We start from the raw sequence: 26201 nt of genomic DNA, 5'->3' as shown, positions 1-26201 counted from the left end.
CCGGACGAGCGCGGTCCATTCGGCGGCAACCGCGGGGCGACTTGGGCCACTTGCCGGACAACACCCTCTTGCCCGAATTCAAGATCTCGCAGCACGCGGGATGCATGGTGCGGGAGAGCGATCAGAAGGTGAAGTACCGAGGTGGGTGGCCCGACGAGTTGGACACCGCCCGGCGTGCCCGCTCCCGTGGTCGGCGCCGAGGTGTGCGACAGGCCTTGACACTCGCTTACTTCATTCCTTAAATCAAGGTCGAGCCACGAGCACCGAACCCCCACCCCGGCCGGTGTGGCCTCCGGACCACACCTGCTCTCCTGTCAGATGCATGACAGGTGCTCGGGAACACCCCCCACACCGGAAGGCAGAGTCATGGACTCTCCGCATGTTGGCCGGCGCCTGCTGATCGCCGGCATCTCCGCCCTGGTGGCGGCCACCGCCCTGGTCCTCCCCTCGACGGCGGGGGCGAGCACTCCGGCCGACGCCGGCGCCAAGCCCGCGGTCAAGCTGAAGGAGGCCTTCTCCGACACCTTCGACGGTGCGGCCGGCTCCGCCGTCGACTCCTCGAAGTGGGTGCAGGAGACCGGCGACAACAACGGCAACAACCACGAGCGCCAGTACTACACGGCGGGCAACGCCAACGCCGCGCTCGACGGCGACGGCCACCTGGTCATCACGGCGCGCAAGGAGAACCCGAACAACTACCAGTGCTGGTACGGCATCTGCGAGTACACCTCGGCGCGGATGAACACCGCCGGCACGTACAGCGCCCAGTACGGGCACGTCGAGGCGCGCATGAAGATCCCGCGGGGCCAGGGCATGTGGCCGGCGTTCTGGATGCTCGGCACCGACATCAACTCGGGCACCCCCTGGCCGGACTGCGGCGAGGTCGACATCATGGAGAACATCGGCAAGGAGCCGGGCACCGTGCACGGCACCATCCACGGCCCCGGCTACTTCGGTGCGGGCGGCATCGGCGCCGGGTACAGCCTGCCGGGCGGTGCGGCCTTCGCCGACGACTTCCACACCTTCGCGGTGGACTGGGCGCCCGACTCCATCAAATGGTCGGTGGACGGCAATGTCTACCAGACTCGCACGCCCGCGGACGTGGGCGGCAACGAGTGGGTGTTCAACAAGCCGTTCTTCCTGATCCTCAACCTCGCGGTGGGCGGTGACTGGCCGGGCGACCCGGACGGCGGCACCAGCTTCCCGCAGGAGCTCGTGGTCGACTCGGTGTCGGTCAGCACCAGCTGAGGCCCGACCGCGGCACCGGTCCGCAAGGGGCGCACGGCACGGGGCAACCCCCGTGCCGTGCGCCCCTGCACGTGGGCGCACCGGCCCGTGCCGCGCGAGGCGGTCGGGTCAGCGGCGGTGCGGGGCATCGTGCCGGGCCGGCGGGGGCGGCGCGGCGCCCGGGTGCGGCGGGGGCGGGGGCAGGGTGGCGAGACCGGGCGGGGCCCCGGGCCACACCAGCAGCACGGGACAGGGGGCGTGGTCGACGACGAACCGGCCGGCCGGTGCCAGGCTGTGCGGCCCGAGCCGGGCGGGGTCGCCGTCGCGCGCCACCACCAGCAACTCGGCGCCCTCGGCCGCGGCCACCACCTCACGCTCCACGCGTCCGTGCCGCACCAGCCGGGAGCAGGGCCGGCCCAGCCGCCGGGCGGCGGCGTCGAGCAGCTCCCGGGCGGCGTCGGCGCCCAGGTCAGCAAGGCGCGCACCGGGGTCGTCCGCAGGGTGGCCGCGGCCCAGCAGCCCCGCGAAGGCGCCGTGCGCGACCGCGGGCACCTCCTCCTCCCGGACGTGCAGCAGCGCGATCCGCGTGTCCTCACGAGCCTGGGCGCGCGCCGCGTCGACGCACGCCGGCCAGGTGCCCTCGGCGATCCAGGCGATCACGGTCACGGTGTCATCCTCCGATCACGAGCAGGGCCAGCCACAGCGCCGGCACGGCGACGGCCAGGGCCAACGGCACGGTCAGCGCGCCCAGCCCGGTGAACTCCGCCAGGTCCACCTCGTGGGCGTGCCGGTGCGCGATGCGCCGCCACAGCAGGGTGGCGAGCGAGCCGGCGTAGGTCAGGTTGGGCCCGATGTTCACCCCGAGCAGCATCGCCAGTACCGGGCCCGGGCCGGCCTGGGCGGTGAGCGGCAGCAGGACGAGCACCGCGGGCAGGTTGTTGATCACATTGGCGAGGACGGCGGCCAGCGCGGCCACCGCGAACAGGTCGGGCAGCCCGGAGCCGTCGGGCACCAGCCGCCCCAGCAGATCGCCGAGGCCGCCGTCCACCACGGCACGGACCACCAGGCCGAGGGCCACCACGAAGGCGAGGAACGGCACGGCGGCCGCGTCCAGCAGGTCCCGGGGGCCGGTGCGGCGGCGGATCAGCGCGCGGCCGGCGAGCACCCCGGCGCCGGCCGCCGCGGCCCATGCCGGGGCGGCGCCCAGCGTGGACGCCAGGACGAACCCGGCCAGCGTGCACACCACGGTGACCAGCGCGAACAACGGCAGCGGCGGCGCCTCGCGCGGACCGCCCACCGCGTCGGCCGGCCCCAGCTCCGCGGCGAAGAAGCGGCGCAGGACGAGGTACTCGGCCGCCACCGCGAGCAGCCAGGGCAGCGCCATCAGCGCCGCGAACCGGGTGAAGCTCAGCCCGCTCGCGGAGAACGCCAGCAGGTTCGTCAGATTGGAGACGGGCAGCAGCAGCGAGGCGGTGTTGGCGAGGTGGGTGCAGGCGTACACGTGCGGCTTGGCGCGGACACCGAGCCGGGCCGCGGTGGCGAACACCACGGGGGTGAGCAGGACGACCGTGGCGTCCAGGCTGAGCACCGCGGTGATCAGGGACGCCAGGACGAAGACGGCGCCCAGCAGCCGCCGCGCGGCGCCCCGTCCCGCGGCCGGCGCCCCGCGCGCCATCGCCGCCCCGCACCAGCGGAAGAGGCCCTCGTCGTCGCAGAGCCGGGCGAGCACCAGGACGGCGGCCAGGAATCCCACCACCGGCCCCAGGTGAGCGGCCTCTGCGCGGGCCTGGTCGAGCGGCAGCGCGCCGGTGGCCAGCACCACCCCGGCGGCGGGCACCGCGACGGCCGCCTCGGGCAGGCCGAGGGGCCGCAGCACGGCGCCCGCCAGCACGGCGACGAGGAGCGCGGCGGACAGCGCCTGAAGCAGCGGTGTGTGCAACCGGCCCGGCCCTCCCGAGGCGCGACGATCGACGGCGTGCGACCATCATCGCGCCCGGCCCTGTGCTGCCCCCCGGCGGGCGGGGCCCGCCGGGGTCGCCGTCACCCGTTCACCGGGTGCCGTCCGCGGTGCCCTCCGGGGCCGGGAGGGTGCCGGTGCGGGCCACCTCGCTGTACCAGTGTGCGCTGGACTTCGGGATCCGCTTGCCGGTCGGGTAGTCCACGTACACGGCGCCGAACCGCTTGCTGTAGCCGTAGCCCCACTCGAAGTTGTCCAGCAGCGACCACAGGAAGTAGCCCCGTACGTCCACGCCCGCCTCGATGGCCCGGTGCACGGCCGCGAGGTGGGCGGCCAGGTAGGCGATGCGGTCCGGGTCGTGCACCTCGCCGTCCGGGTTGACGTAGTCGTCGAAGGCGGCCCCGTTCTCCGTGATCATCAGCGGCAGCCCGGGGAAGTCGGTGTGCAGCCTGAGCAGCAGGTCGTACATGCCGGTCGGGTCCACCGTCCAGCCCATGGCGGTCCTCGTGTCGCCCGGCGGCTGGTGGAAGGCGACGCGGTCGCCACCCGGCCAGGGGCTGTGGGCGCTCTTTCCGTGCCCGTCGGAGGTGTGGGTGCCCTCGCCGGTGGCGGCCGACACCAGGGTCGGCGTGTAGTAGTTGACGCCCAGGAAGTCCAGCGGCTGGCGGGCCAGGGCGGTGTCGCCGTCGCGCACGAACGACCAGTCGGTCAGGTGGGCGGTGTCGCTGAGCAGGTCGGCCGGGTACTCGCCGCTCAGCAGCGGCCCGGTGAAGACACGGTTGGCCACCGCGTCGATCCGGCGTGCCGCGTCGAGGTCGGCGGCGTCCTGGGTGAGGGCCCGCACATGGTGGACGTTGAGGGTGATGGAGACGCGCCCGGCCGGCGGCAGGGCCGCCCGCAGGGCCTGCACCGCCTTGCCGTGTGCCAGGTTGAGGTGGTGTGCGGCGCGCAGGGCGGCCACCTGGTCGGTGCGGCCGGGCGCGTGCACCCCGGAGCCGTAGCCGAGGAAGGCGCTGCACCAGGGTTCGTTGAGGGTGATCCAGGTGTGCACCCGGTCGCCCAGCGCCTCGGCGGCCAGGCCCGCGTACTCGGCGAACCGGTCGGCGGTGGCGCGCTCGGGCCAGCCGCCGGCGTCCTCCAGCTCCTGCGGCAGGTCCCAGTGGTAGAGGGTGGCGACCGGCTCGATGCCCTTCTCCAGCAGCGCGTCGGCGAGCCGCCGGTAGAAGTCGAGCCCCTTCTGGACGGCCGGGCCGCGTCCGGTGGGCTGGATGCGGGGCCAGGACAGCGAGAAGCGGTAGGCGCCGACGCCGAGGTCGGCCATCAGGGCCACGTCCTCGCGCCAGCGGTGGTAGTGGTCGGTGGCGACGTCGCCCGTGTCGCCGTTCTTCACCTTGCCGGGGGTGTGGGAGTAGGTGTCCCAGATGGACGGGGTGCGCCCGTCGACGGCCGCGGCGCCCTCGATCTGGTAGGCGGCTGTCGCCGTGCCCCAGGTGAAGCCCTCCGGGAAGGTGCGGGCGGCGGTGGTGTCCGGTTCGGGTGCTGGGCGGTGTGTTGCTGTGGCCACGAGGGTCCTTCCGGAAGCGTCCGTCCATGGGGTGGACGGAGGGTGGATCGGCGTTCGGTGGGTCTGGTTCGGGGGCGGCCTGTGCGGGGGGCGGGTCGGGGCCGGAGCGGGAGGCGGGGCACGGGGTGCGTCGCCTCGTGGCCGGGCGCGGGGCGGCCGGCCGGCGGCCGCCGGGGTGTTCACCCCTTGACGGCGCCCTGCATGATGCCGCCGACGATCTGCCGTCCGAAGACGACGAACAGCGCGAGCAGCGGCAGCGTGCCGAGCAGGGCGCCCGCCATGATCAGGGAGTCGTCGCGGATGTACCCCTCGCTGAGCTTGGTGAGCGCGACGGGCACGGTCGGGTTCTCCATGTCGAGCGCGATGTACGGCCAGAAGAAGTCATTCCAGGCGTGCACAAAGGTGATCATGAAGAGGACGGCCATCGCGGGACGGGCCACCGGCAGCACGATGCTCCAGAAGATCCGCAGCGAGTGGGCGCCGTCCACCCGGCCCGCCTCCACCAGCTCGTCGGGCAGCGCCTCGGACAGGTACTGCCGCATGAAGAACACGCCGACGGCGCTGACCAGCGTGGGGAAGATGACCGAGGGCAGCTGCTGGCTCCAGCCGAGCTGGGTCATCATCATGAACAGCGGGACGACACCGAGCTGCGGCGGCACCAGCATGGTGCCGATGACCAGCATCAGCAGGATGTTGCGGCCTCTGAAGCGCAGCTTGGCGAAGGCGAACCCGGCGAGCGTGGCGAAGAGCACGGTGGACAGTGCGATGGTGCCGGCCACGATCAGGCTGTTCGCCATCGCCCTGCCGAGCGCGGCGTCCTGCCAGGCCTTGCCGAGGTTGTCCAGCAGGTGTGGTCCGGGCACGAAGGGCGGCGGGGTCTGGGTGACCCGGGTGTTGTCGCTGGAGGCGGCCACCAGCGTCCAGTAGAGCGGGAAGAGCGAGACGAGCGCGGCCAGGATCAGCAGGGCGTAGGTGACGGGCCCCGCGTGGTGCTGACGCCCGGCCCTCGGCCGCGGGAACAGCCGCGGTCGCCCCGCGGACCGCTGTGCCGCGGGCTCGGACCGGGGACCGGTCCTGGCCGGAAGGCTGTCGGTGGTCATGGCGGGAGCTCCTTCAGGACGGGCGGGTGAACAGGCGCCGCAGCAGGCGCTGGGCGACGAAGAGGAGGACGAGCAGCAGGAACATCGCCCAGGCGACGGTGGCGGCCCGGCCCATCTGGTAGTTCTTCCAGCCCTCCTCGTACAGCAGCAGGCCGAGGGTCTGGTACTGGTTGTCGGCGCCGCCGGTGATGCCGTTGGGGCCCTGACCGAAGATCAGCGGCTCACCGAAGAGCTGGGTGGCGCCGATGGTGGAGAGCACGATGGTGAAGACGATCGTGGAGCGGATGCCGGGGACGGTGACCTTCGTGAACTGCTGCCAGCGGGACGCGCCGTCGATGGCCGCCGCCTCGTACCTCTCGAGCGGGATGGCCTGCATGGCGGCCAGGTACAGCAGGGCGTTGTAGCCGGTCCAGCGCCAGATCACGATGGACGAGATCGCGGACTGCGCGGCCCACTTGCTGTTCTCCCAGTCGATGTGGTCCACCCCGACCAGGCTCAGCAGCCAGTTGATCATGCCGAAGTCGCGCTCGAAGAGCATGGTGAAGACCAGTGCCGCGGCGCCCACGGAGGTCGCGTAGGGCGTCAGGGCGGCCACCCGGAAGAAGCTGGAGCCGCGCAGCCGGTAGTTGAGCAGATGGGCGAGCCCGAGCGCCATCAGCAGCTGCGGGACGGTCGAGATCACCCCGATGGTGAAGGTGTTGGCGAGGGCGTTCCAGAACCGGTCGTCGTGCCAGAGCGCCGTGTAGTTGTCGAAGCCGACCCAGTCCATCAGGTCCAGCGTGGACAGCTCCACATGGTGCAGGGAGATCCAGCAGGTGTAGATCAGCGGGTAGAAGCTGAAGGCCGCGAAGACGACGAAGAACGGGGCGACGAACGCATAGGGCGCCGCGCGCAGGTCGAGCCGGTGCAGCAGCGCGCCGCGCCGGACACGGCCGCCGCTGCCGGGCGGCGCGCCGGCGCCGGCCGGGGTCAGGGGGGTGGAAGTGGCCACCGGGGGTCCTTACATGAGGTCGCTGGTTGCGGGGGTGCCGCGCCGGGGAGGAACGGGCGCGGCCCGGTGACCGCCGGGCGCGGCCACCGGTACCGGGCACGGGGCCGGTCAGCCGACGGCCTTCTGGATGCGCTCGTCGGTGGTGTTCCAGGCCTTGTCCGGGTCGGTGCCCTGCGACTCGACCTGCTGCAGTCCCTGCGTGAAGATGTCCTTGATGGTGCCGTCCTTGCGGCCCAGCACCTGGTGGTCCGGGATGTGCTGGGCGGCCTCGGAGAAGATCCGGCCGATCGGCGCGCCGGAGAAGTACTCGGACGTCGCGTTCTTCACCGCCGGCGACTCGAGCGCCTGCCGGGAGGACGGGAAGTTGCCCAGCTTCTTGAAGAGGAACTCCTGCTGCGCGGGGGCGGTGAGCCAGGCGACCAGCTTCTCGGCCTCCGCCTTGACGGGGCTGGCCTCGGTCACGCCCAGGAAGGAGCCGCCCCAGTTGGCGTCCCTGGGGGCCTTGGCGACGTCCCACTTGCCGGAATTCCGGGGGCCCGCCTTCTCGGTGATGTGCGCGAGCATCCAGGCGGGGCAGACCGTGGTGGCGAAGGTGCTGTTGGCGAGGCCCGGGTCCCAGCCGGGCTGGAACTGCCGCAGTTTGGCGGTCAGCCCGCTGGTGGCGGCCCGCACGGAGAGGTTCCAGGCGGCCTTGACGTCGGGGCTGGTCTTGTAGATCAGGTCGCCCTTGTCGTTGTAGAACTGCTCTGGGTTGCCGTAGACCATGGCGTTGAACAGGGCGCTGGCGCTGTCCACGTAGGCGACCTCGGCGTCCTTGTTGTGGGCCTTGAAGTCCTCGCCGACGCTCACGTACTTCTTCCAGTCGCCGGCCCAGAGCCTGCCGACCTCCTCCCGGCCGGTGGGCAGGCCCGCGGCCTTGAAGAGGTCCTTGCGGTAGCAGACGGCGAGCGGCCCGATGTCGGTGCCGAGGCCGAGCACCTTGCCGTCCTTGGTGGTGACCTGTCCTTCCTTCCACGGCAGGAAGTGGTCGGTGCCCGGCACCTTGGAGAGGTCGACGAACTTGTCCGCCTGGGTGTCGACGATCTCCCGGGCGCGGCCTATCTCGATGCCCTGGATGTCCTTGAGGCCGCTGCCGGCGGCGAGGTGGGTCTGCAGCGCGGTGTAGTACGTCTGCTCGTCACCGGCCACGTCGGCCTTGATCTGGACGTCCGGGTGCTCCTTCATGTACCGGTCGAGCAGGCCGGTCTCCTTGAAGCCCATCACGCCGAACAGGCCCATCGTGATGACGGTCTTGCCGTTCTTCTTGCCTCCCCCGGTGCCGCCGCTGCTGCCGCCGCACCCCACGACGAGTCCGAGCGCGGCGGCGGCCGCCACGGTGGCGAAGATCCTGTTGCGCAACATCCTGTGGGCCGTGCCCATTCGTCCTCCTAGCGGCGGCGCTGACGCACCGCAGTCCCGGCCAGGGCCGGAGGCCCTGGCTCGAACACTGCGGTGGGTACGTTCCCAACGAGGAGCCGGATGTACGGTGGGAACGTTCCCAAAGGTGCCCGAAGCGTGACTGGCCGACGATGAACCTGTCAAGGACACCGCGCCACTTCGTTGCCGGCGGCGCCGTGGGGCACAGTGCACAAGGGGGCGGCCGCGCCCGTGGTTCTGGCAGAATGCGCTGGTGGCGGGCGCCCGGGCCGCGCGCAAGGCAAGGAGGGTCCATGGCGGGGAGGCAGCGTCCGACGATCAAGACCGTGGCCGCGCGCGCCGGGGTCGGGCGCACCACGGTGTCCCGGGTGATCAATGGCTCGGATCTGGTCAGCGACGCGGCGCGCGCAGCAGTCCTGGCGGCGATCGCCGAGCTGAAGTACGTCCCGAACTCGGTGGCCCGGGGCCTGGTCACCAGCCGCACGGACGCCATCGCGCTGGTGATCCCCGAGTCGGAGAGCAGGCTGGGCTCGGAGCCGTACTTCTCGGCGGTCATCCGGGGGGTCAGCACCGTGCTCGCCGCCGGCAGGACCCAGCTCCAGCTCGTCCTCGTCCGTGACCAGGGCGAGCTCGACCAGCTCACCGAGACCGTCGCGGCCCGCCGCGTGGACGGCGTGCTGCTGGTCTCGGTGCACGCCGACGACCCGCTGCCCGGCCTGCTGGAGGAGATGGGGCTGCCCACCGTGCTGGCGGGGCGTCGCTCGTCCGGCGAGTCGCTGAGCCATGTGCACTCGGACAACGCCGGGGGCGCGGCCGCGGCCGTACGGCACTTGATGGACTCCGGGCGCCGGACGATCGCGACGATCGCGGGACCGCAGGACATGGACGTGGGCCGCGGCCGCCTCGGTGGCTGGCGCGAGGCGCTGGCGGGGGCCGGGCGGGCGCACGGCGGCCCGCTGGTGGCGGTCTCCGACTTCACCGAGGAGGGCGGCGAGCGGGCGATGCGCCGGCTGCTGTGCGAGGTGCCGGAGCTGGACGCGGTGTTCGCCGCCTCCGACGTGATGGCGGCCGGGGCCCTGCTGGAGCTCAGACGGCAGGGGAAGCGGGTCCCGGACGACGTCGCGGTGGTCGGGTTCGAGGACTCGATCATCGCGCGGCACACCCATCCCCCACTGACCAGCGTGCGGCAGCCGGTGGAGGAGATCGGCGAGACCATCGCCCGGGTCCTGCTGGAGGAGATCGCGAACCCTGACGCCCCGCGCCGGCACCTCGTGCTGCCCACCGAGCTGGTCGTGCGTGAGTCTTCCTGACGTACGTGCTTCCGAACCCCAGGAGTTCCGCCACGGGTGAGGGATTCGGCGGGGCCTATGGCTACTGAACGTGATGCCAACTGGTCGATCGACCCGGCCGCCGCGGACAGGCTGTGGGACTACACGCTGCCTGTCGTGCGAGCGGCCGCGTACGGAATCGTGATGGCTCGTTGATCACGCGGGCCCAGTCCGTTCCACAACCCGGCGGCACGATGGGCCCGGAGGCGAGCTGTGCGGGAAGCCGACGGCGAGGGCCTGCGGCGGCGGTCTGACGCTGCTCCTGGTCCCTGCTGCTCGCCATGGTGTGCAGCAGGGTGCTCCTCGGTGGCGTCCGGTGGCGTTGACCGGGCCGAGGCGCAGAGGATAGTCGACCAATGCGGGCAGGCTCGGCGTCGGCCGTCGCTTCGGCGGCTTCTGGCCCGACGGGCCGGCTCCGGGCGTTCTGGGCTGGGGCAACGAGTCACGTGGCCATGTGCCAAGCGGGCTGCCCGCCTCGCGGCGCCGCTGGGCGTCCTGTTCCAGGACGGTCGACCGCGGACACGGGTAGTGGTGCCGGTTCGGCTCACGAGGCCGGGCGGAGTGTCATCGAGCGGGTGGCGCGGTCCGGTGGGCCCATCGCGGCGTTGACGCGCTGCAGCACGCGGCGGTCCGGGTCGGGGCGCTGGTCGGCGATCGCGGCGGGCAGGTCGGCGCGGCCGGAGACGGAGAGTTTGCGGTAGGCGCGGCTGAGGTGGAGTTCGACAGTGCGCCGGGTGACGTAGAGGCGGCCGGCGATCTCCTTGTTCGTCAGGCCCTCGGCGGCCAGTAGGGCGGTGCGGTGTTCGGCCGGGGTGAGGGCGTCGGGTCCGGTCTCGGCGCCGCGCCGGGGGCGCGCGCCCGCGGAGGTGAGGTCCGCGCGAAGCACGTCGACGAGCGCCCAGGCGTGGCATTTCTCGGCCAGGGCGAGAGCCGCGCGCAGTTGTTCGCGGGCTTTGCGGACCTTGCGCAGCCGCCGCAGTTCGCGGCCCAGGGAGCGCAGCACACGGGCCCGCTCCAGCCATGCCCCGGAGTCCTCCAGCAGGTCGGCCGCCTCGTACAGCAGGGGAGCGCGCTGCCCGGCCTGGGTGACGGCGGCGAGGGTGTGCAGGGCGGTGGCGACGGCGTGCGGAGCGCCCCAGGCGCGGGCCAGGTCCAATTGCTCGTGGGCCAGCCGTGCGGCGGCGGCGGTGTCGCCCGCCTGCGCGTACAGGGCGGCGGCGGCCGTGCGCCACGGGTGGCGGTCGTGGCAGTGCGCGCCGCGCACCAGCCGCCGCCCGCACTCCTCGAGGTCGGCGAGTGCGGCCTGGGTGCGGCCGAGCGTGTCCTGCAGCCGGCCCCGGTGGAACAGCAGGTCGGGCAGGGCCGCCTTGGGTAGGTCGGTCAGCGCCGGGTCGTCCAGGAGGAGTCGGCGTGCCCCGTCCAGGTCGCCGGTCTCCAGCAGGACACCGCCGAGCCAGCAGTGGGCCAGGGCGCTGCCCAGCCAGGTCCCGGTGGGCCCGTCCGCCAGGGCCGCGCGGGCCGCCCGGGCCGCCTCGCCCAACCGGCCGGCCCGGTAGCCGCACTCGGCCAGGATGGCCTCGGCCAGGGCCGCCCTGGTACGCGCGCCCTCGTCGCGGGCCGCCTGGGCCAGCGCCCGGCAGGTGTCCAGTGCCTCGTCGTGTTCCCCCGCCTCGCACAGCAGTTCCGTGAGCAGCAGCCGCAGTGGGGTGGTGGGTACGTCGCCGGGGCCGATGGGTTCGCTCAGCCCGGCACGTGCGTGGCGGACCACCTCCTCGCGCCGCCCGCCCTGTACCCGGGCGGTGAGCGCCGACAGGGTTGCCTGGGCGCAGCGCACCCAGGAGGTGCGGGCGGCGGTGGGGGCGGCCGGGACGGGCAGCGGTGCACGGTTGCCGCCGGTGAGCAGGGTGAGCACGCCGAGGACGGCGAAGGCGCCGGCGGCCGGTTCCCGGTCGGGGTCGGGGAGCTCCAGGTCCGCGAGCGCGCCCCGCACGGTGCGTTGGGCGCCGTCCAGGTCGCCTTCGAGGGCGGTGGCCTGTGCGAGGTTGACGAGGGCGGCGAGGGCGGCGGTGTCGCTGCCGTGGCGCGGCCGGCCCAGGGCACGCAGCCGGCTTACGGCTTCGGCGGGCGCGTCGGCGGCGAGTTCGACGCAGCTGAGCCTGCGCAGGAGTTCGGGCCGGTCGTCGGGGTCGCCTTCCTGGGCGCACCGCTCCACCAGGGTGCGGGCCCCCTCCAGGTCGTGCCGGGACAGGGCCGCGCAGGCGGCGTCGAACAGCAGTTGGCGGGCCCAGCGTGTGCCGATGCGTGGGGCGTGCCGCAGGTGGCGGACCACCTCGTGCGCGGGCGCCCCGGCGGCGTGCAGGGCGCAGGCCGCCGCCGCGTGCAGCCGGGCGTGTTCGCTGGGCGGCAGCGCGGCGAGGAAGGAGACCGGCACGATCGGCTGGGTGAAGGCGACGCCCCCGTCGGTCTCCTGGAGCACGCCGCAGCGTACGAGCGCGTGGAGCATGTCGGCGGCTTCGGTACGGGAGATGCCGACGAGGTCGGCGACCAGGGCGGCGGTGCCGGTCCGGCCGATGACGGCGATGGAGTCCAGGGCCCGGCCGATGCCGGGGAACCGTTCCTCGAAACGGGCGACCACGGTCTCCGCCACCTCTACCGAGCCGAGGCCCTCGATGTGTTCGCAGGTCGGTTCGGTGGCGGTGCCGCCGCGTTTGAGTTCGCGCAGCAGGGCGTGCACCAGCAGAGGGTTGCCGCCGGTGACCCGGTGGCAGGCGTGCACCAGGGCGTCGGCGACGGGGCGGCCGAAGAAGGAGGCCAGTAGGTAGCCGACGGCGCCCGGGTCCAGGCCGGGCAGCACCGTGCGCTGGTGGAAGTCGGAGACGACGCGGGCGAGGTCGGCGGTGCCGTCTTTCCATGCGCCGTTGCCGCCGCGCCCGATGCCCTCCCGTCCGCCGGAGCCGTGGCCGGCGCGGCCGGTGCCGTCGGCACGCGCCGTGTGGTCACGCGGCCGGGACAGGCCGGGGGCGACCGTGGCCAACAGCGCCACCGGCAGCCCCTCCAGCCGGGCCATCAAGTGTTCCAGCCAGCGCAGCGAGCGGTGGTCGGCCCAGTGCAGGTCGTCCACCGCGATCAGCAGCGGCGTGCGGGGGGTGAGCGTGCCGATGAGCTGGTTGAGCCGGCCGGCGGCGGCATCGGAGGGCTCCGGTTCTTCGGCGGACAGCCCGGCGCGTGCAGCCGTGGAGGTCGGGACGGCCGATTGGCGGGGGTGCAGCTGGCGCAGCACGTCGCAGGTCAGGGTGGTCCCGGACGGCCGGGCCCGGATGGAGACCGTCTCGAACCCGGTGGCCTGGGCGGTTCTGACGGCGGCGCGCATCAGGTACGACTTGCCGGCCCCGATACCCCCTTCCAGCAGGAGGCTGGCCCCCGCGCCGGACGCGGCAGAGGCCAGGATCCTCTGTAAGTCGGCCACTTCACAGTCGCGACCGAGCACACGAATCCCTCCTTCGTCCCGTTGGCCCTGGAGTGCTGTGGTTCCCGCGCCCCGCGTGACGCCGTACGCGGCCTGGGCCGGCGCGGCCGGGCGCCTCCGGTCTCCACCGCCGCGGAGGGGTGTCCGGATTCAGACGCTGTCCACGGCTCCGTGCTGGCTGCGCCACTGTGCTGTGGCCACGCCGGCGAGAACGACCTCCACCACGTCCTCGGCGAGGGTGGGCGTGAGCGGCAGGTGGCCGAAGAGCACCCGGTAGTAGGCGGTGGCGCCGAGCATGTCCAGCAGCAGGTCGATATCGGCGTCGGGGCGGATGTCGCCGCGTCGGATGCCCCGGCGCAGAGCGGCCGCCGTGGCGGCACGGCGGGGGTGGAAGAGCTCGTTCAGGAACTCCGACTCCAGTTCCGGATCGTCGGCGAGGTCCGCGATCAGCGCCGGCAGCGCGCGTCGTCCGATGGTCGTGGTGAACGTGTGGCTCAGGCCGCGGATCCCCGCGATGAGGTCGCAGTGGGTGCAGCCGGTGTCGGGGGTGGGTGAGACGCCCATCGTCTGCACGAGCGTGCTGACCACGAGGTGCTGCCGGGAACGCCAGCGGCGGCGCAGGGTCGGCTTGCTGGTGCCGGCCCGGGCGGCGACCGCCTCCAGCGTGAGCCGGCCGTAGCCGACCTCGTTGAGGATCTCCATCACCGCGCGGCGTACCGCGGCGTCGATGCGTTCGTCGCGCGGTCGGCCACGCGAGCGCTGCGCTGCGAGCGGAGCTGTGCCCGCGGGGCCCTGTGGCGTGCTCACCATGCCTCCAGTATATTTATCTTTCCGTTCCGCATCGGAAAGTAATTCTCTCATACGAGGTGACGTCATGTCTCAGCACGTCGGCGGCATACCGGAAGACCTGGGGCCGCCTGCGACCACCGGCGAGTCCACGCGGCCGGCGCGGACCGAGAGCGTCTTCTCCGGCCGCTACCGGGCGCTGAGCCTCGGCGTGATCCTGTCGGTGAGCATGGTCGCGTTCGAGTCCCTGGGCGTGGCCACGGTGCTGCCCGACATCGCTCGGAGCCTGGACGGCCTGGGTGCCTACGGATGGGGCCTGTCCGCGCTGATGCTCGCCAACATCGTCGGCACCGTCCTCGCGGGGCGGGCCGCCGACCGGCGGGGCCCCTGGGGTCCGGTGACGGCGGGGATGGCCGTCTTCGCGGTGGGCTGCGCGGTGGCCGGGGCGGCCGGCTCCTGGCCGCTGTTCCTGGTGGGCCGCTTCCTCCAGGGGCTGGGCGTGGGCGCCGTGATGGCCATGGCCTACACGGTGATCGGGCTAGCCTACCCCGAGCACCTGCGGGCCCGGATGTTCGCCCTGCTCTCCTCGGCCTGGACGATTCCCTCGCTGATCGGCCCGGTCGTCGCGGGCACTCTGGCGGACAGCACCACCTGGCGCGCGGTGTTCCTGCTGATGCTGCCGATCGTGGCGATCGCGACGCTGCTCACGCTGCCCGGCCTGCGCCGCCTGGAGCGTCCGCGGGACGAGCGGCGGGCGGCCCCGGCCGAGCCGTGGTGGAAGGGCCCGCTGGCCAGTGCCGTGCTGCTGACGGTGGGCACCGGTGTGCTGCTCCAGGCGCTGCTGCTGGAGAACATGATCCTGCTGGTCGTGCTCGCGGTCGTGGGCGTCGCCGTCGCCCTGCCGGCGCTGCGCCGGGTGACCCCGGAGGGGACCCTGGCGGCGCGCCCGGGCCTGGGGGCCGGTGTGGTCGTCCGGGGCCTGCTGTGCGGGGTGTACTTCGGCAGCGAGGCCTACCTGCCGCTGGGCCTGCAGGAGTTGCGCGGGCAGAGCGCGTGGGCGGCCGGTCTCGGCCTGTCGGCGGGTGCCATCGCCTGGGTGGTGGGCTCGGCCTGGCAGGCCAAGCGGGACGCCAAGGCGGGCGGGCGGACCGGCAGCGTGGTCATGGGCTTCGTGGTCCTGCTGCTGGGCGTCGGCGTGATCGCCCTGTCGATCCTGACCGGGACGGTCCCGGCGTGGCTCGCGGTCGTGGGCTGGGCCATCGGCGGCATCGGCATGGGTGTGGCGTTCAACGCCGCCACCACCGACACACTGGAGCAGGCGCCGGCGGAGCGGCAGGGTGAGGTGAGCGGGGCGCTCCAGTTGGCGCAGACCCTCGCCACCGGTGTGATCGCCGGTCTCGGCGGCGCGGCGCTGGCCATCGCCGAGCACTACGACGCCACCACCCGCACGGCGCTGGCCGGTCTGTTCGCCCTGACGGCGCTGCTCGCCCTGATCGGCGTCCTGACCTCCCGGCGCCTGCGGCCCGCCGACACGGCCGGGTGACGGTTTCCCTTTCCCTGCCGGGCCCGACCCCCGGATCCGGCCGGGAACGGCCGGTGCCGGTTGCCGGGAACGGCCGGCACCGGGCCGAGGGTGCTCCACCGCTGGGGCTACCGTGAGCACGGGGCCCCGATGAGGCGTCCGGCACCCACACGGCGCACTGTGCCGTGCCGGACACCTAACGGCCTGCCGTACGCGCGCCGAAGACATCCGGCGGGCCGTGTGCCCCTCCCGGGACCGCCGTCGGAACGATCCGGGCGGACGGTACGCGCGTCCCATCCCCCGTCCGCGCGACGCCGGAGCGCGCCGGACCCGCCCGGCGGCACGAGGAGGTCCTCGTCCGGCCGTCGGCACGGCCGAACGAGGGCCTCGCCTTTCCCGCTCCTCCCGTGCGTCCGGTCAGGCCCGGCAGTGGAGCATGGTCAGCGGCGGGTTGGCGAGGAAATCCGCCCAGTAGTCGGCGCCCAGTTCACGCAGGGCCTCCTCCGGCACGTGCAGCGGCACCCACGTCACATCGCGGAAGCCCGCCCGGTGCAGGCTCTGCTCGTACACCTCGCGACGCGGATACGACGTGACGAACTCCACCGGCGGGTCGAGCAGTACGGTGACGCGCACCCGGGGGCCGATCGGGCCCTGCCCCACGGGCTCGTACGTGAAGCCGTACTTGGCCATGGGCGGACCGTCGAAGCGGTGGGCGGGCGCCTGTGTCAGCACACAGAACCGGGCGCCGGGCGCGAGGCTGCGGTGCGCCGCCCGGCACATCCGCTCCATCGCGGCGGCGTCCTGCGTGGTTGACAGGGTGTGGTGCAGGGCCGTCAGCGTCGCCTCCCGGCCGCCGTGGCGCTGGGTGGAGACAGTCATGCCGGTCGCCACCCGGTCGACGAGCAGCCCCCGCGGCCACAGCGGCGCGGTCGACTCCAGGAACCGTCTGAAGGACGAGGACACATTGCCGTAGTAGGTGGGGCACGCCAGCACCAGCCCGTCCGCCCACACCACGTCCTCCGGTTCGGCCACCCGCTCGGGCCAGCCCCGGCCGGCGTACTCCCACTCCGCCTCGGTGGGCAGCCGGAAGGCGCGGCCGGTGCGGTCGGCGAGCCAGGCGGCGTAGGCGTCGGCGGCCTCGGGCGGCACGGTCCACACCGGGTGGTTGCCGAGCCCGTCGGGGTAGCCGCCGAACCGCCACGAGCTCGGCGGCACGGTGCTGCCGGTGTCCTCCAGGAAGCGCCGGTACTCGGCGTTGGTGACGGGGTGGAGTGCGATGCGGAACGCCGGCAGGTCCACCTCGTACACGGGGCACTCCTTGGCGATCCAGTCCTCGATCACCCCGGCGTGCCGCCAGCTTGCGGTGACCCGGCCGACCTCGTCGGGGGCCAGGCCGAGCCTGACGCGGGCGGCGGGGACGTCGGCCATGGGCGGGTCGTCGGGACGGACACGGGGGTCGCCGATCAGGCCGAGCACGGTGCCCGCCGCGTACCGGCGGGTGAAGGACAGCTCGGGGTCCTCCGCGACCGCGACGAGGGTGGCGGCGGGCGCGCCGCGCAGATCGCGGTGGTCCCGCAGCGGCCAGGGACCGGTGCGTGCCACGAAACAGTCGGGCAGCGCCATCGCGGCCCGGTCGGAGAGGGTGTTGGGGTTGGCCAGCACCGGGGTGCCGGTCACGGATGCCTCCCGTTCGGTGCGCGGAGCGTGAACCGCCGGATCACCGGCGGTCATCGGATCGGTGGGGACGGCGTCGGCCACCGCCCGGTAGCCGGTGCCGTCGAGGCGGATGTGGTCCCGTGGTCGTAGGAGGCCCGCCCCGCCGCGGGTCGGCGGGGGCGCGCACGACCGCGCCGGAGTCGGTGACGGCGTCGGACTCCGGGGAGGTGCGCAGTGCTGCGTCGAGGGCGACACGCTGCCGCTCGGCCCCGGCGGGCGCGGTGGTGCCCGTGGCGCCGCCGGCGGCGGGGACCGGCGCACACCGCCGGGGAGGGTTGCCGAGCCGGACGACTCGGCACGGCCCACCGCGACCCGGCCGAGCACCGGGTTCCGGGTGCCGGGGCGTTGGGCGGCCGCAGCCGCGGCTCACCGCCGCCGCCCGAGGTGCGCGCGATCACGCGTACGGTGCGGTTGGCGATGCCGGTCTGCGAGATGCCGTCCTGCGCGGCGGCTCCGGCGCGGTACCCCAGGTGCTGGACCATGTGCCCCCGACGGGACCCGGTGCAGGGTCCCCGGCGGGGCGGGCGGCGGCCGACGGGGCGGTGCCCGGCAGGGCACCGCCCGGCAGGGCACCGCCCGGCAGCGTGGCCGTGGCCACCGCCGCGAGCACGCCGGACAGCCGGCCACCGCGTGCGCGGGCCGGGGCGGCATGTCGCCGGCCCGCGCTCATCGGTCACCGTCCCCGGTCGCGCCCCCGCCCGTGGCGCGGTACGTGCCCACCAGGTAGTGCAGCCCGGCCGCCCCGCGGGGCACCAGTCGTACCTCGACGGGCGTGAAGCCGTGCGCGGTGACCAGCTCGGTCAGCTCCGCCTCGGTGAACTCCCGGTACAGGCGCCGCGCCCCGTTGGCGAAGAGGCGGCCCGGTCCGTCGGCCGACCGGAACACGGACACCGTGAACAGGCCACCGGGGCACAGCAGTTCGCGGATCCGGCCGAGGTAGCGGCCGTAGCCGTCGGGATGCTGGTGGTGCAGACAGCCATTGTCGAGAACGGCGTCGTGGACGGCCGTGCCGTCCAGATCGGGCAGCGAGCACACCGCGAACCGCGCCCGCCCGTCGCTGCGGGCGGTGACCGCGGCCCACTCGGGGGACTCGACGATGTCGATGCCGGTGACCCGGCAGCCCGCGTCGCACAGGACGGCGGCGTCGCGGCCGTGTCCCGTGCCGATGTCGAGGACGTGCGCGCCGGGGCGGTCGCCGAGGGCACGCAGCAGCAGGCGGGGGGCCTCGCGCATGGCGTCCTCGGCGGTCCACACATCGCGCCCGTTGACGTAGTGGTCCTGGAAGTCGGAGCGCAGCACATTCGCGTACGCCGACTCGTCGAGCGGCGGGGCGGCGGCGGGGGCGAGGGAGTACCGGTCGGCTATCCGGTGGCTGGACATGGGTGAGTGGCTGGACATGGGTGACGAGTCCTGACGTGTGGAGGCACGGGCCGGCGGCGGGCGGGAGCGGGCCGGACGCGCCGGCGGTGCCGGAAAGGCCACGCTGCTCCGGCACCGCTCGTCACGGGGCGCCGGGGGCGACCTGCCAGGGGCCGCACCCGGTGCGGCCCGCTCCCGGGCCCTGCGGAGCGCCGCGTCCGGTGCGGCTCCCGCTCCCGCTGTCGTTCAGCCGGCGACCGTGTAGACCTGCCCGTCGTACGAACCGGCGACGAACAGCTTGCGGGCCGCGTCGTAGGCGAGGCAGGAGATGCCGGAGGTGGTGGGCCGGTCGGTCACGGACCAGCGGTCGTCGGCCCGGTCGTAGATCGCGACGTGGCCGTTGTAGCTGCCGGTGGCGATCAGGCGGCCGTCGGTGTCGGCGGCGACGCACTTGATGGAGTGGGTGTGCGGTGTGGACAGGACCTGCACGGTGCGGTCGGGGTGCCAGATGCGCAGCTTCAGATCGCGGCTGATGCTGGCGAACCAGCCGTCGCCGAGGCCCGCGCAGCCGTTGGCGATCTTGTCGTGGGCGGCCTCGACGGTGGCGGCCTTCTCCAGTGTGGAGAGGCGGTACCAGGTGGCGGAGGCGTCAGCGGCGACGGAGAACAGCAGGTCGCCGGAGACCGCGACGCCCTTGACGGCGTTGACGTTCAGCGGCAGGTCCGCGACGTGCTCGACGGTGTCACCGGCCAGCCTCAGCAGCAGTCCCTCGCCGGTGTAGGCGCCGACCACCGCGTAGCCGTCCCCGTCGCGTTCGAAGGCGACGCCGCAGTTCAGCGGTGAGCGGTGCTGGTACAGCTCGCGGCCGGTGAGCGCGTCGAAGACCTTGCCGAGCTGGCCGCCCGTGAGCACCAGGCCGCCGAGCGGGGTGAGGAAGTTGCACAGGCTGCCGGTCTCGGCCACCGGCTCGCCGTCGCGCCGCAGCACGCCCGCGTCGCCGACGGTGAGCGTCGAGCCGCCGCGCTCCGGCAGCACCGCGTTGACGCCGCCGGTGGGCGGCACGGCGGCGGTGTCCCAGGTGCGCGCCTGGTAGTCGTAGCCGCGGTAGGTGGCGCCGAAGGTGGCGAAGACCAGGGTGGTGCCGCCCGCGAAGGCGCAGGAGCGGGGCCAGACGTCGTCGGGCAGGGCCGTGGTGTCGCGGGCCTCGGGGGCACCGGACGAGACGTCCCACAGCCGCATCGTGCGGTCGTAGGAGAGGCTGACCAGCAGGTTGCGGGAGTCGTCGAGCACGAGGCGCTTGATGCCCGCGTCGTGTGCGGGGACCGTGGTGCGCTCGTCGGGGCCGACGACGATGATCTGGCCTTCGTCGTTGCCGGCGAAGATGGTGCCGGAGGAGGAGATGGCGACGGTGTCGGTCTCCACGCCGTCCATGTCCAGGTCGGCGACCATGCCGCCGGTCCGCAGGGACCAGCGCTTGATGGTGCCGTCGTCGCTGGAGGAGATCAACTCGTCCTCGTCGCGGGCCCATTCGACGGAGATGACGTCGGCGGTGTGCCCCTCGAAGCGGTGCAGCACACGGCCGGTGAAGTCGTAGACCCGCACTCGGTGGTCACGGGAGGCGGTGGCGACGAGCTCCTTGCCGGGGTGGAAGACGGACATCTCCACGTCGTCCTCCTGGTCCCCGAAGACCGCAACCAGCCGCAGGCCGGGTACGGTCCACAGGCGGGCGGTGTAGTCGCTGGAGGAGGTCAGCAGGTGCCTGCCGTCCGGCGCGAACTGGCACTGGTTGGCCAAGTGGTCGTGGAAGGAGCGGGCCACCGCCCGCCCGGTGCGCTGATCCCAGCAGATGACCTGGTTGTCGTAGCCGGCCGTGGCCACATACTCGTCCCGCCAGGCGGCGATGCCGCTGATGGGCCCACTATGCCGGATCATATGGACTCTCCCAGGAGCTCGATGGTGTGTCCGCCCTGCTCGGCCTTGACCTGCAGATAGTCGTGGTTGCGTGCGGTCCGGTGGATGCCCGTGGGGATGACCTCCTCCACGGCGACGCCGTAGCCCCTGAGCTGCCGGACCTTGTCGGGGTTGTTGGTGCGCAAGCGGATGCGCGCCACGTCCAGGGCGCCCAGCATCTGCGCGGCGACGCGGTAGTCGCGCATGTCGTCCGAGAAGTTCAGCTCCCGGTTCGCGGCGAAGGTGTCCAGGCCCTGGTCGTCCTGGACACGGTAGGCGTCCAGCTTGTTGTAGAGCCCGATGCCACGCCCTTCCTGACGGAGGTACAGCAGGATGCCCCCGGTCTCGGCGAACAGGTCCACCGCTTCGGCGAGTTGCGGTCCGCAGTCGCACCGGGCGGAGCCGAAGACGTCGCCGGTGAGGCATTCCGAGTGCACACGCACCAGGGGTACGGGCGGTGCGCACGGGAACACGACGGCGATGTGTTCCCGTCCGTCGCCGAGCCCGGTGAAGCTGATCATCTCGGCAGTGCGCCAGGAGCCGTCGCTCAGGTTCACCGGCACTTCGATCTGGGTGCGGATCGTGGCCCCGGTGGTGAGCGGACCGGTCCTCGGTTGCGGCATCTTGCCGCTGGTCGTGCTCAGCATGGATCGTCCCTCCGCTGGTAACGGCCCGATCACGTAACCACGCCTTCACCACTGCGCACATGACGGACAGACCGAGACACCTTCCGAAATGTTTTGTGTTCAACACCGAGACCCTGTTGCTCCTCGGTTGGGGCGATCGAGGACCGTCGAGACCGTGGCGGGGTGCGCGGTGCCCTCCGGCCGGCCGGGACGCGGCCCGTGCCCGGGCCGAGCGGGGATAGCGGCGCGGGACCGGGCCGAGCGGGGAAGGGCGGCGCGGGCTCCCCGAGCGGCGGGGCGGGCGGCGCGGGCTCGGCCGGAACACGGCTGGACAGCCGCACCGGCCTGATCGTTATGCTGCCGCGGAAAGCGTTCAAACGAACATCCGCCGGGCCACGGCGAGGGGGCGGTCAGCATGCGGGACACGGTCGATGTGCGGCGCCGGCGGATCCTCGCCGCGGTGGACTCGCGCGGCACGGCCCGGGTCACGGACCTCGCCTCCGAACTGGGCGTGTCGGTGATCACGGTCCGCCGCGACGTGGAGGAGCTGGAGCGTGCGGGCAAGCTGACCCGGGGCCACGGGGTGGCACGGTCGCTGGCCGCGGTCGGTGCCCGGGCGCCGACCGCGGCCCAGGACCCGCCGGGGGACGGCGGCGCCGTCGGGGTGATCGTCCCCGAGCGCCACTCGTACCTCTACGATGCCCTGCACGGGGCGCGCTCGGTCCTGGAGGCGGCCGGCATGCGGATCGCCCTGCACATCACGCCGCCGACGGCCGGCGCAGAACGTCTCCTGGTGGAGCGGGCACTGGCCGGCGGGGCCCGCGGCCTGATCATCGCGCCGCGCTGGCGCAGCCCCGCAGCCGAGGAGGCCGACTACGGCTGGCTGGCCGCCCTGGACGTGCCCACCGTCCTGATGGAGCGCAGGCCACGCCCCGGCAGCGCCCTGCACGCGCTCGACTCGGTCTGCTCCGACCACTGGTACGGCATCCACCTGGCGGTGGACCACCTGGTCTCCCTCGGCCACCGGCGGATCGTGCTGGCCGCGCGGAACGACAGCCCGACGGCCCGCGCGATCCGCGCGGCCTTCGCCGAGATCGCGGCCGCCAGGCCCGAGGTGGCGGACTGGTCCGTGGCGCTCAGCTCGCCGGACGCCGAGCCCTTCGAGCCGGGCACGGGCGGCACCGACGGGGTGGGCGGTGCGGGCGGCCACCCGGGCCCGGGGCCCCTCGACCTCGCCGAGGTCCTGCGCGAACGGAACGCGACGGCCGCGGTGCTGCACGGCGACGTCGACGCCCTGATCCTGGTCCAGCGGCTGATGGAGCGCGGTGTGCGGGTACCGCGGGACTGCTCGGTGGTGGCCTACGACGACGGTGTGGCGGCCCTGGGCAGCACCCCGCTGACGGCGGTCGCACCGCCGAAGGCGGAGATCGGGCGGGCCTCGGCCGAGCTGCTGCTGCGGCGCCTCGGACACCCGCCGGACGCCGCACCGGCCCCGGTGCGCAGGATCGAGCTGCTGCCGGAGCTGAAGCAGCGCGGCTCGGCGGTGGCCGTGGCACCGGCTCTTCCGGCCGCCCGGCCCCTTTCTGACTGATCGTTTGATCGTCTTAAGTTCTTCTGATCGATCTATTGACCAGATCTGGTCAAGCGATCAGGATGCCCGTGTCTCACCCCGGAGCCGCGGGAGGCCGCCATGCCCAGTCGACTGCCTGCACCGCCTGCAGAACCCGCACCACCCCCATGTCGCGCCCCCTCAAAACGGGCCGCGGCGGCCGGGAGCACCGCGCCGCCGGAGCCGCCCGGCAGGAGCCGCCGGTCCGTGCTCACCGCGCTCGGCACGGTGCCGCTCGCGGGCGCACTCGGGGCCTGCGGGGGCGGTGGAGGCTCCTCGCACGGCTCACGCGGCGTCACCCGCCTCACGTTCTGGTCGGCGCTGCGCGGCAGCCAGGAGGTGGTGGAGGAGTTCAACCGCACCCACGACCGGATCCAGGTCGACTTCGAGCAGATCCCCTCGGGAACCCAGGGCGGCTACCTCAAGCTCAGCAACGCCGCCCGGGCCGGCAACTCCCCCGACGTGGCCACCATCGAGTACCCGGAGGTGCCCGAGTTCGCCATCGACGGGGTGGCCCGCGACATCGGCTCCCTGGTGGACGACCGGCTGCGGGCGAAGCTGCTGCCGCAGGCGCTGGACCTGACCACGTTCGAGAAGCGGATCTACAGCGTCCCGCTGGACGTCGAGCCCATGGTGATGCACTACCGCAAGGACCTCTTCGACCGGTTCGGCATCCGGGTGCCCCGGACCTGGGACGAGTTCGAGCAGGCGGCGCGCGTCGTGCGGAAGAAGGCGCCGGAGCGGCGCCTCGCGGTCTTCGCAACCGACGGCGCCGAGACGTTCGCGGCGTTCGCGTGGCAGGCCGGCGCCCAGTGGTACGACATCCGGGGCGGCGCCTGGAACATCTCGCTCGCCGACGAGCCCACCCGCCGGGTCGCCGCGTACTGGCAGCGGCTGGTCGACGAGGACCTGGTCTTCGCCAATCCCGGGACGGGCAAGCTCCACGACGCGCAGGTCGGCCAGGGCCTGATGCTGGTGCGGTTCTCCGGCGCATGGGAGGCCGGGGCCCAGATGAACGCCCACCCCGTGCAGAAGGGCCAGTGGCGCGTCGCGGGGCTGCCGCAGTGGGACCCGGACCGGCCGGCGGTGAGCACCCAGGGCGGCTCCACCTTCGCTGTCACCAAGGACTGCCGGCACCCGGAGGCCGCGATGGAGTTCATCGCCTGGCAGGTCTCCGACCCGGCGGCGTCACGGGCCCGGCTGTCCAGCGGCGCCAGCAGCCAGTACCCGGCCGCGCCCGGCCTGGTGCAGGTGGGCAGGAAGACCTTCGACCGGTCGTACTACGGCGGCCAGGACATCTACCGGCTCTTCGACGACGAGGCCCACAAGATCAGGGCCAGCTGGCGGTGGGGGCCCCGGATGCGGCCCACCGTCACGGTGATGCAGGACGGCTTCGCGCGGATGAGCGGTGGCCAGGGATCCATCATCGGCGCGGTGCGCCAGGCGCAGCGGGGCACGATGCCCGACCTGAGGGCGCTCGGGCTCGCCACCACCGAGCACAGCACATGACACCGGCGCCGGGGCCCACGGCCCATGACGCGGCGCCGGATCCCGTACGGCACACGGCGCCGGCTCCCCACACGCCCGGCACGGGACACCGCTCGCCGTACGGCGCGCACCGCAGTGACCACAGCACAGCAGAGAGGCAGGTGACACCTGTAATGACCACGACCGCCCCCTGGCCCGCCGCGGGCGAGCGCCCCTCCCCCGCCGCGGTGCCCGCGCCACGCGGTGCCCGCCGCACCGGGCGCCGCCGTGCTCTCGGCGCCTGCGGTGTCCTGATGACGCCGTTCTTCGTCCTTCTCGTGACGGTCTTCCTCATCCCCGTCGCGACGGCCGTGTGGCTCAGCTTCTTCGGCACCGACGAGCCGGGCCTGGGCTTCGGCCCCGAGCGCACCGTCTTCGTCGGCCTGCGCAGCTACGCGGCCGTACTCAGCGACCCCACCTTCCTCAGCGGGCTCGGCGTCGTGGTCCTGTACTGCGTCATCTACATACCCGTGATGGTGCTGTGCGCGCTGGCCCTCGCGCTGCTGCTGGACTCGGGGGTGGTGCGGCTGCGGTCGTGGGCGCAGCTCGGGCTCTTCCTGCCGCACGCGGTGCCCGGCATCATCGCCGCCATCATCTGGCTCTACCTCTACACGCCGGGGCTCTCCCCGGTGATCGACCTGCTCGGCAAGGCCGGGTTCACGGTGGACTTCCTCGGCATCCACACCGTCGTCCCCTCGATCGTGAACATCGCCCTGTGGAGCAACCTCGGCTACGACATGGTGGTCTTCTACGCCGCGCTGCAGGCCGTGCCCCACGAGGTGGTGGAGGCCGCGGTGGTGGACGGGGCCGGGCCGGTGCGCACCGCGTTGCAGGTCAAGACACCGCTGATCCGGGCGTCCATCGTGATGGTGGCGATGTTCACGCTGATCTTCGCGTTGCAGCTGTTCACCGAGCCGATGCTGCTCAGCCAGTCCACACCGATGATCAGCTCGCGGTTCTCACCCAGCATGTACATCTACGACGCCGCGTTCGCCCGCAACAACTACGGTCTGGCGGCGGCCGCGTCCGTGGTGCTGCTGGTGTGCACCATCGCGCTGTCCTACGGCGTCACCCGCTGGACCAGCCGGATCGACGCCCGGAGCGCCCGTGCGGCGCGGCAGGAGGTGGCGGCATGAGTGCCGCGGGAATCGGGGCGGGCGGCCCCGCGGCGCTGCGGCCCCGGCTGCTCGGCCGGGCCACCGTGAACGTGGTGGTGGCCGTCTCCGTGCTGTACACCCTGCTGCCGGTGCTGTGGCTGGTGCTGGCGGCGACCAAGGGCCGGGACGCGCTGTTCAGCAGCGACCTGCTGTCGTTCCACGACTTCGCGCTCTGGACCAACCTCAGGGCCCTGTTCGCCACGGACGGCGGGCTCTACGGCCGGTGGTACCTCAACAGCCTGCTCTACGCGGTGCTGGGTGCCGGGCTGGGCGCGCTGATCAGCACGGCCTGCGGCTACGCCTTCGACAAGTACCGCTTCCGGCACAAGGAGAAGCTGTTCGGCCTGGTGCTGGCCGCGGTGATGGTGCCGCAGACGGTGCTGGCGCTGCCGCTGTACCTGATGGCGTCCGCCACGGGCCTGGTCAACACCTTCTGGGCGGTCTTCGTCCCGGTGCTGTTCAACCCGTTCGGCGTCTACCTGGGGCGCATCTTCAGCCAGGGGTACGTTCCCGACGAGGTGCTGGAGGCGGCGCGGGTGGACGGCGCGGGCGAACTGGCGACCTATGCGAAGGTCTCCCTGCGGATGCTGGGCCCCGGCATCGTCACCGTCTTCCTCTTCCAGCTCACCGCCATCTGGAACAACTTCTTCCTGCCCCTGGTGATGCTCTCGGACCAGCATCTGTACCCGGTCAGCCTCGGCCTGTTCACCTGGAACAGCCAGGCCTCCGTCACACCCGACTACTACCCCGTGGTCATCGCGGGATCGCTGCTCGCGGTGCTCCCGCTGATCGTCGCCTTCGCCCTGTTGCAGCGCTTCTGGCGCTCCGGCCTGACGGCCGGGGCGGTGAAATAGGCCGGCCGCCGCGCACCGCGGGCGAAGGCCGAACGCAAAGGAGAAG

General features: G+C 73.2%; 18 protein-coding genes and 1 pseudogene. 7 read left to right on the top strand and 12 right to left on the bottom strand.

Going from position 1 to position 26201, the window contains the following annotated elements:
- Positions 1-366: 366 nt before the first annotated feature.
- A pseudogene (locus ACSMXW_RS36025) lies at positions 367-1245 on the top strand (glycoside hydrolase family 16 protein); the annotation flags it as partial.
- Between the two features lie 111 nt (positions 1246-1356).
- On the opposite strand, the gene ACSMXW_RS36020 reads toward ACSMXW_RS36025, so the two are convergent.
- The 6 genes from ACSMXW_RS36020 to ACSMXW_RS35995 all read right to left on the bottom strand — a co-directional run bounded on the left by ACSMXW_RS36020 (position 1357) and on the right by ACSMXW_RS35995 (position 8258).
- Positions 1357-1893 (bottom strand): universal stress protein, encoded by a 537-nt coding sequence (locus ACSMXW_RS36020; protein ID WP_485802664.1) that lies wholly within the window; start codon positions 1891-1893, stop codon positions 1357-1359.
- 4 nt (positions 1894-1897) lie between these two features.
- Complete coding sequence (locus tag ACSMXW_RS36015; RefSeq protein ID WP_485802662.1) at positions 1898-3166, bottom strand: SLC13 family permease; 1269 nt, start codon at positions 3164-3166, stop codon at positions 1898-1900.
- A gap of 109 nt (positions 3167-3275) precedes the next feature.
- Positions 3276-4748, bottom strand: coding sequence for a GH1 family beta-glucosidase (locus tag ACSMXW_RS36010; protein WP_485802660.1), 1473 nt, complete (start codon positions 4746-4748; stop codon positions 3276-3278).
- A 179-nt stretch (positions 4749-4927) separates the two neighbouring features.
- A complete protein-coding gene (locus ACSMXW_RS36005; protein WP_485802659.1) occupies positions 4928-5848 on the bottom strand; it encodes a carbohydrate ABC transporter permease in 921 nt (306 codons plus the stop codon).
- A 13-nt stretch (positions 5849-5861) separates the two neighbouring features.
- Positions 5862-6839, bottom strand: coding sequence for a carbohydrate ABC transporter permease (locus ACSMXW_RS36000; protein ID WP_485802657.1), 978 nt, complete (start codon positions 6837-6839; stop codon positions 5862-5864).
- Positions 6840-6947: 108 nt separating this feature from the next.
- Positions 6948-8258, bottom strand: a complete 1311-nt coding sequence (locus ACSMXW_RS35995) for an ABC transporter substrate-binding protein (RefSeq protein ID WP_485802655.1) — start codon at positions 8256-8258, stop codon at positions 6948-6950.
- Between the two features lie 290 nt (positions 8259-8548).
- On the opposite strand from ACSMXW_RS35995, the gene ACSMXW_RS35990 reads away from it, so the two are divergent.
- Positions 8549-9565 carry a LacI family DNA-binding transcriptional regulator gene (locus ACSMXW_RS35990; RefSeq protein WP_485802653.1) on the top strand — a complete coding sequence of 339 codons (1017 nt, stop codon included), beginning with the start codon at positions 8549-8551 and terminating at the stop codon, positions 9563-9565.
- A gap of 562 nt (positions 9566-10127) precedes the next feature.
- On the opposite strand, the gene ACSMXW_RS35985 is transcribed toward ACSMXW_RS35990, so the two are convergent.
- Both ACSMXW_RS35985 and ACSMXW_RS35980 read right to left on the bottom strand, forming a co-directional pair.
- Positions 10128-13070, bottom strand: a complete 2943-nt coding sequence (locus ACSMXW_RS35985) for a helix-turn-helix transcriptional regulator (protein WP_485802651.1) — start codon at positions 13068-13070, stop codon at positions 10128-10130.
- Between the two features lie 129 nt (positions 13071-13199).
- Positions 13200-13859 (bottom strand): TetR/AcrR family transcriptional regulator, encoded by a 660-nt coding sequence (locus tag ACSMXW_RS35980; RefSeq protein WP_485802650.1) that lies wholly within the window; start codon positions 13857-13859, stop codon positions 13200-13202.
- 64 nt (positions 13860-13923) lie between these two features.
- Here ACSMXW_RS35980 and ACSMXW_RS35975 point away from each other — a divergent pair, with 64 nt between their 5' ends.
- Complete coding sequence (locus ACSMXW_RS35975; protein WP_485802648.1) at positions 13924-15378, top strand: MFS transporter; 1455 nt, start codon at positions 13924-13926, stop codon at positions 15376-15378.
- Positions 15379-15774: 396 nt separating this feature from the next.
- On the opposite strand, the gene ACSMXW_RS35970 is transcribed toward ACSMXW_RS35975, so the two are convergent.
- The 4 genes from ACSMXW_RS35970 to ACSMXW_RS35955 form a co-directional block, all read right to left on the bottom strand.
- Positions 15775-17034 carry an SUMF1/EgtB/PvdO family nonheme iron enzyme gene (locus ACSMXW_RS35970; protein ID WP_485802646.1) on the bottom strand — a complete coding sequence of 420 codons (1260 nt, stop codon included), beginning with the start codon at positions 17032-17034 and terminating at the stop codon, positions 15775-15777.
- Between the two features lie 705 nt (positions 17035-17739).
- Entirely contained in the window at positions 17740-18471 is a 732-nt protein-coding gene (locus ACSMXW_RS35965) for an SAM-dependent methyltransferase (protein WP_485802644.1), read from the bottom strand.
- 207 nt (positions 18472-18678) lie between these two features.
- Entirely contained in the window at positions 18679-20364 is a 1686-nt protein-coding gene (locus tag ACSMXW_RS35960) for a WD40 repeat domain-containing protein (protein WP_485802643.1), read from the bottom strand.
- Positions 20361-21029: a GTP cyclohydrolase II gene (locus tag ACSMXW_RS35955; RefSeq protein ID WP_485802641.1), complete on the bottom strand. Its 669-nt coding sequence runs from the start codon at positions 21027-21029 to the stop codon at positions 20361-20363. The genes ACSMXW_RS35960 and ACSMXW_RS35955 overlap by 4 nt, the downstream gene beginning before the upstream one ends.
- Before the next feature lie 394 nt (positions 21030-21423).
- Between ACSMXW_RS35955 and ACSMXW_RS35950 the strand changes: the two genes are divergently transcribed.
- The 4 genes from ACSMXW_RS35950 (at position 21424) to ACSMXW_RS35935 (ending at position 26155) form a co-directional block, all read left to right on the top strand.
- Positions 21424-22599, top strand: a complete 1176-nt coding sequence (locus ACSMXW_RS35950; RefSeq protein ID WP_485802639.1) for a substrate-binding domain-containing protein — start codon at positions 21424-21426, stop codon at positions 22597-22599.
- A 225-nt stretch (positions 22600-22824) separates the two neighbouring features.
- Positions 22825-24126: an ABC transporter substrate-binding protein gene (locus ACSMXW_RS35945; RefSeq protein ID WP_485802638.1), complete on the top strand. Its 1302-nt coding sequence runs from the start codon at positions 22825-22827 to the stop codon at positions 24124-24126.
- 152 nt (positions 24127-24278) lie between these two features.
- Complete coding sequence (locus tag ACSMXW_RS35940) at positions 24279-25280, top strand: carbohydrate ABC transporter permease (protein WP_485802637.1); 1002 nt, start codon at positions 24279-24281, stop codon at positions 25278-25280.
- The gene (locus ACSMXW_RS35935; protein ID WP_485802635.1) at positions 25277-26155 is read left to right on the top strand and encodes a carbohydrate ABC transporter permease; all 879 of its coding nucleotides are present in this window, start codon (positions 25277-25279) and stop codon (positions 26153-26155) included. Before ACSMXW_RS35940 ends, ACSMXW_RS35935 begins: the two co-directional genes overlap by 4 nt.
- Positions 26156-26201 lie beyond the last annotated feature (46 nt).

Source organism: Streptomyces sp. DSM 116793 (assembly GCF_057320905.1).
The sequence above is the reverse complement of the archived record's forward strand: the minus strand, read 5'-3'. Positions and strand labels throughout refer to the sequence as shown.

Bases quoted from the DNA above. Each gene is read 5' to 3' on its own strand.
- ACSMXW_RS35955 (WP_485802641.1), bottom strand. From the start codon at position 21,029: ATGCTGAGCACGACCAGCGGCAAGATGCCGCAACCGAGGACCGGTCCG.
- ACSMXW_RS35965 (WP_485802644.1), bottom strand. From the start codon at position 18,471: ATGTCCAGCCACTCACCCATGTCCAGCCACCGGATAGCCGACCGGTAC.
- ACSMXW_RS35950 (WP_485802639.1), top strand. From the start codon at position 21,424: ATGCGGGACACGGTCGATGTGCGGCGCCGGCGGATCCTCGCCGCGGTG.
- ACSMXW_RS35995 (WP_485802655.1), bottom strand. From the start codon at position 8,258: ATGGGCACGGCCCACAGGATGTTGCGCAACAGGATCTTCGCCACCGTG.
- ACSMXW_RS35980 (WP_485802650.1), bottom strand. From the start codon at position 13,859: ATGGTGAGCACGCCACAGGGCCCCGCGGGCACAGCTCCGCTCGCAGCG.
- ACSMXW_RS36005 (WP_485802659.1), bottom strand. From the start codon at position 5,848: ATGACCACCGACAGCCTTCCGGCCAGGACCGGTCCCCGGTCCGAGCCC.
- ACSMXW_RS35990 (WP_485802653.1), top strand. From the start codon at position 8,549: ATGGCGGGGAGGCAGCGTCCGACGATCAAGACCGTGGCCGCGCGCGCC.
- ACSMXW_RS35975 (WP_485802648.1), top strand. From the start codon at position 13,924: ATGTCTCAGCACGTCGGCGGCATACCGGAAGACCTGGGGCCGCCTGCG.
- ACSMXW_RS35940 (WP_485802637.1), top strand. From the start codon at position 24,279: ATGACCACGACCGCCCCCTGGCCCGCCGCGGGCGAGCGCCCCTCCCCC.
- ACSMXW_RS35960 (WP_485802643.1), bottom strand. From the start codon at position 20,364: ATGATCCGGCATAGTGGGCCCATCAGCGGCATCGCCGCCTGGCGGGAC.
- ACSMXW_RS35935 (WP_485802635.1), top strand. From the start codon at position 25,277: ATGAGTGCCGCGGGAATCGGGGCGGGCGGCCCCGCGGCGCTGCGGCCC.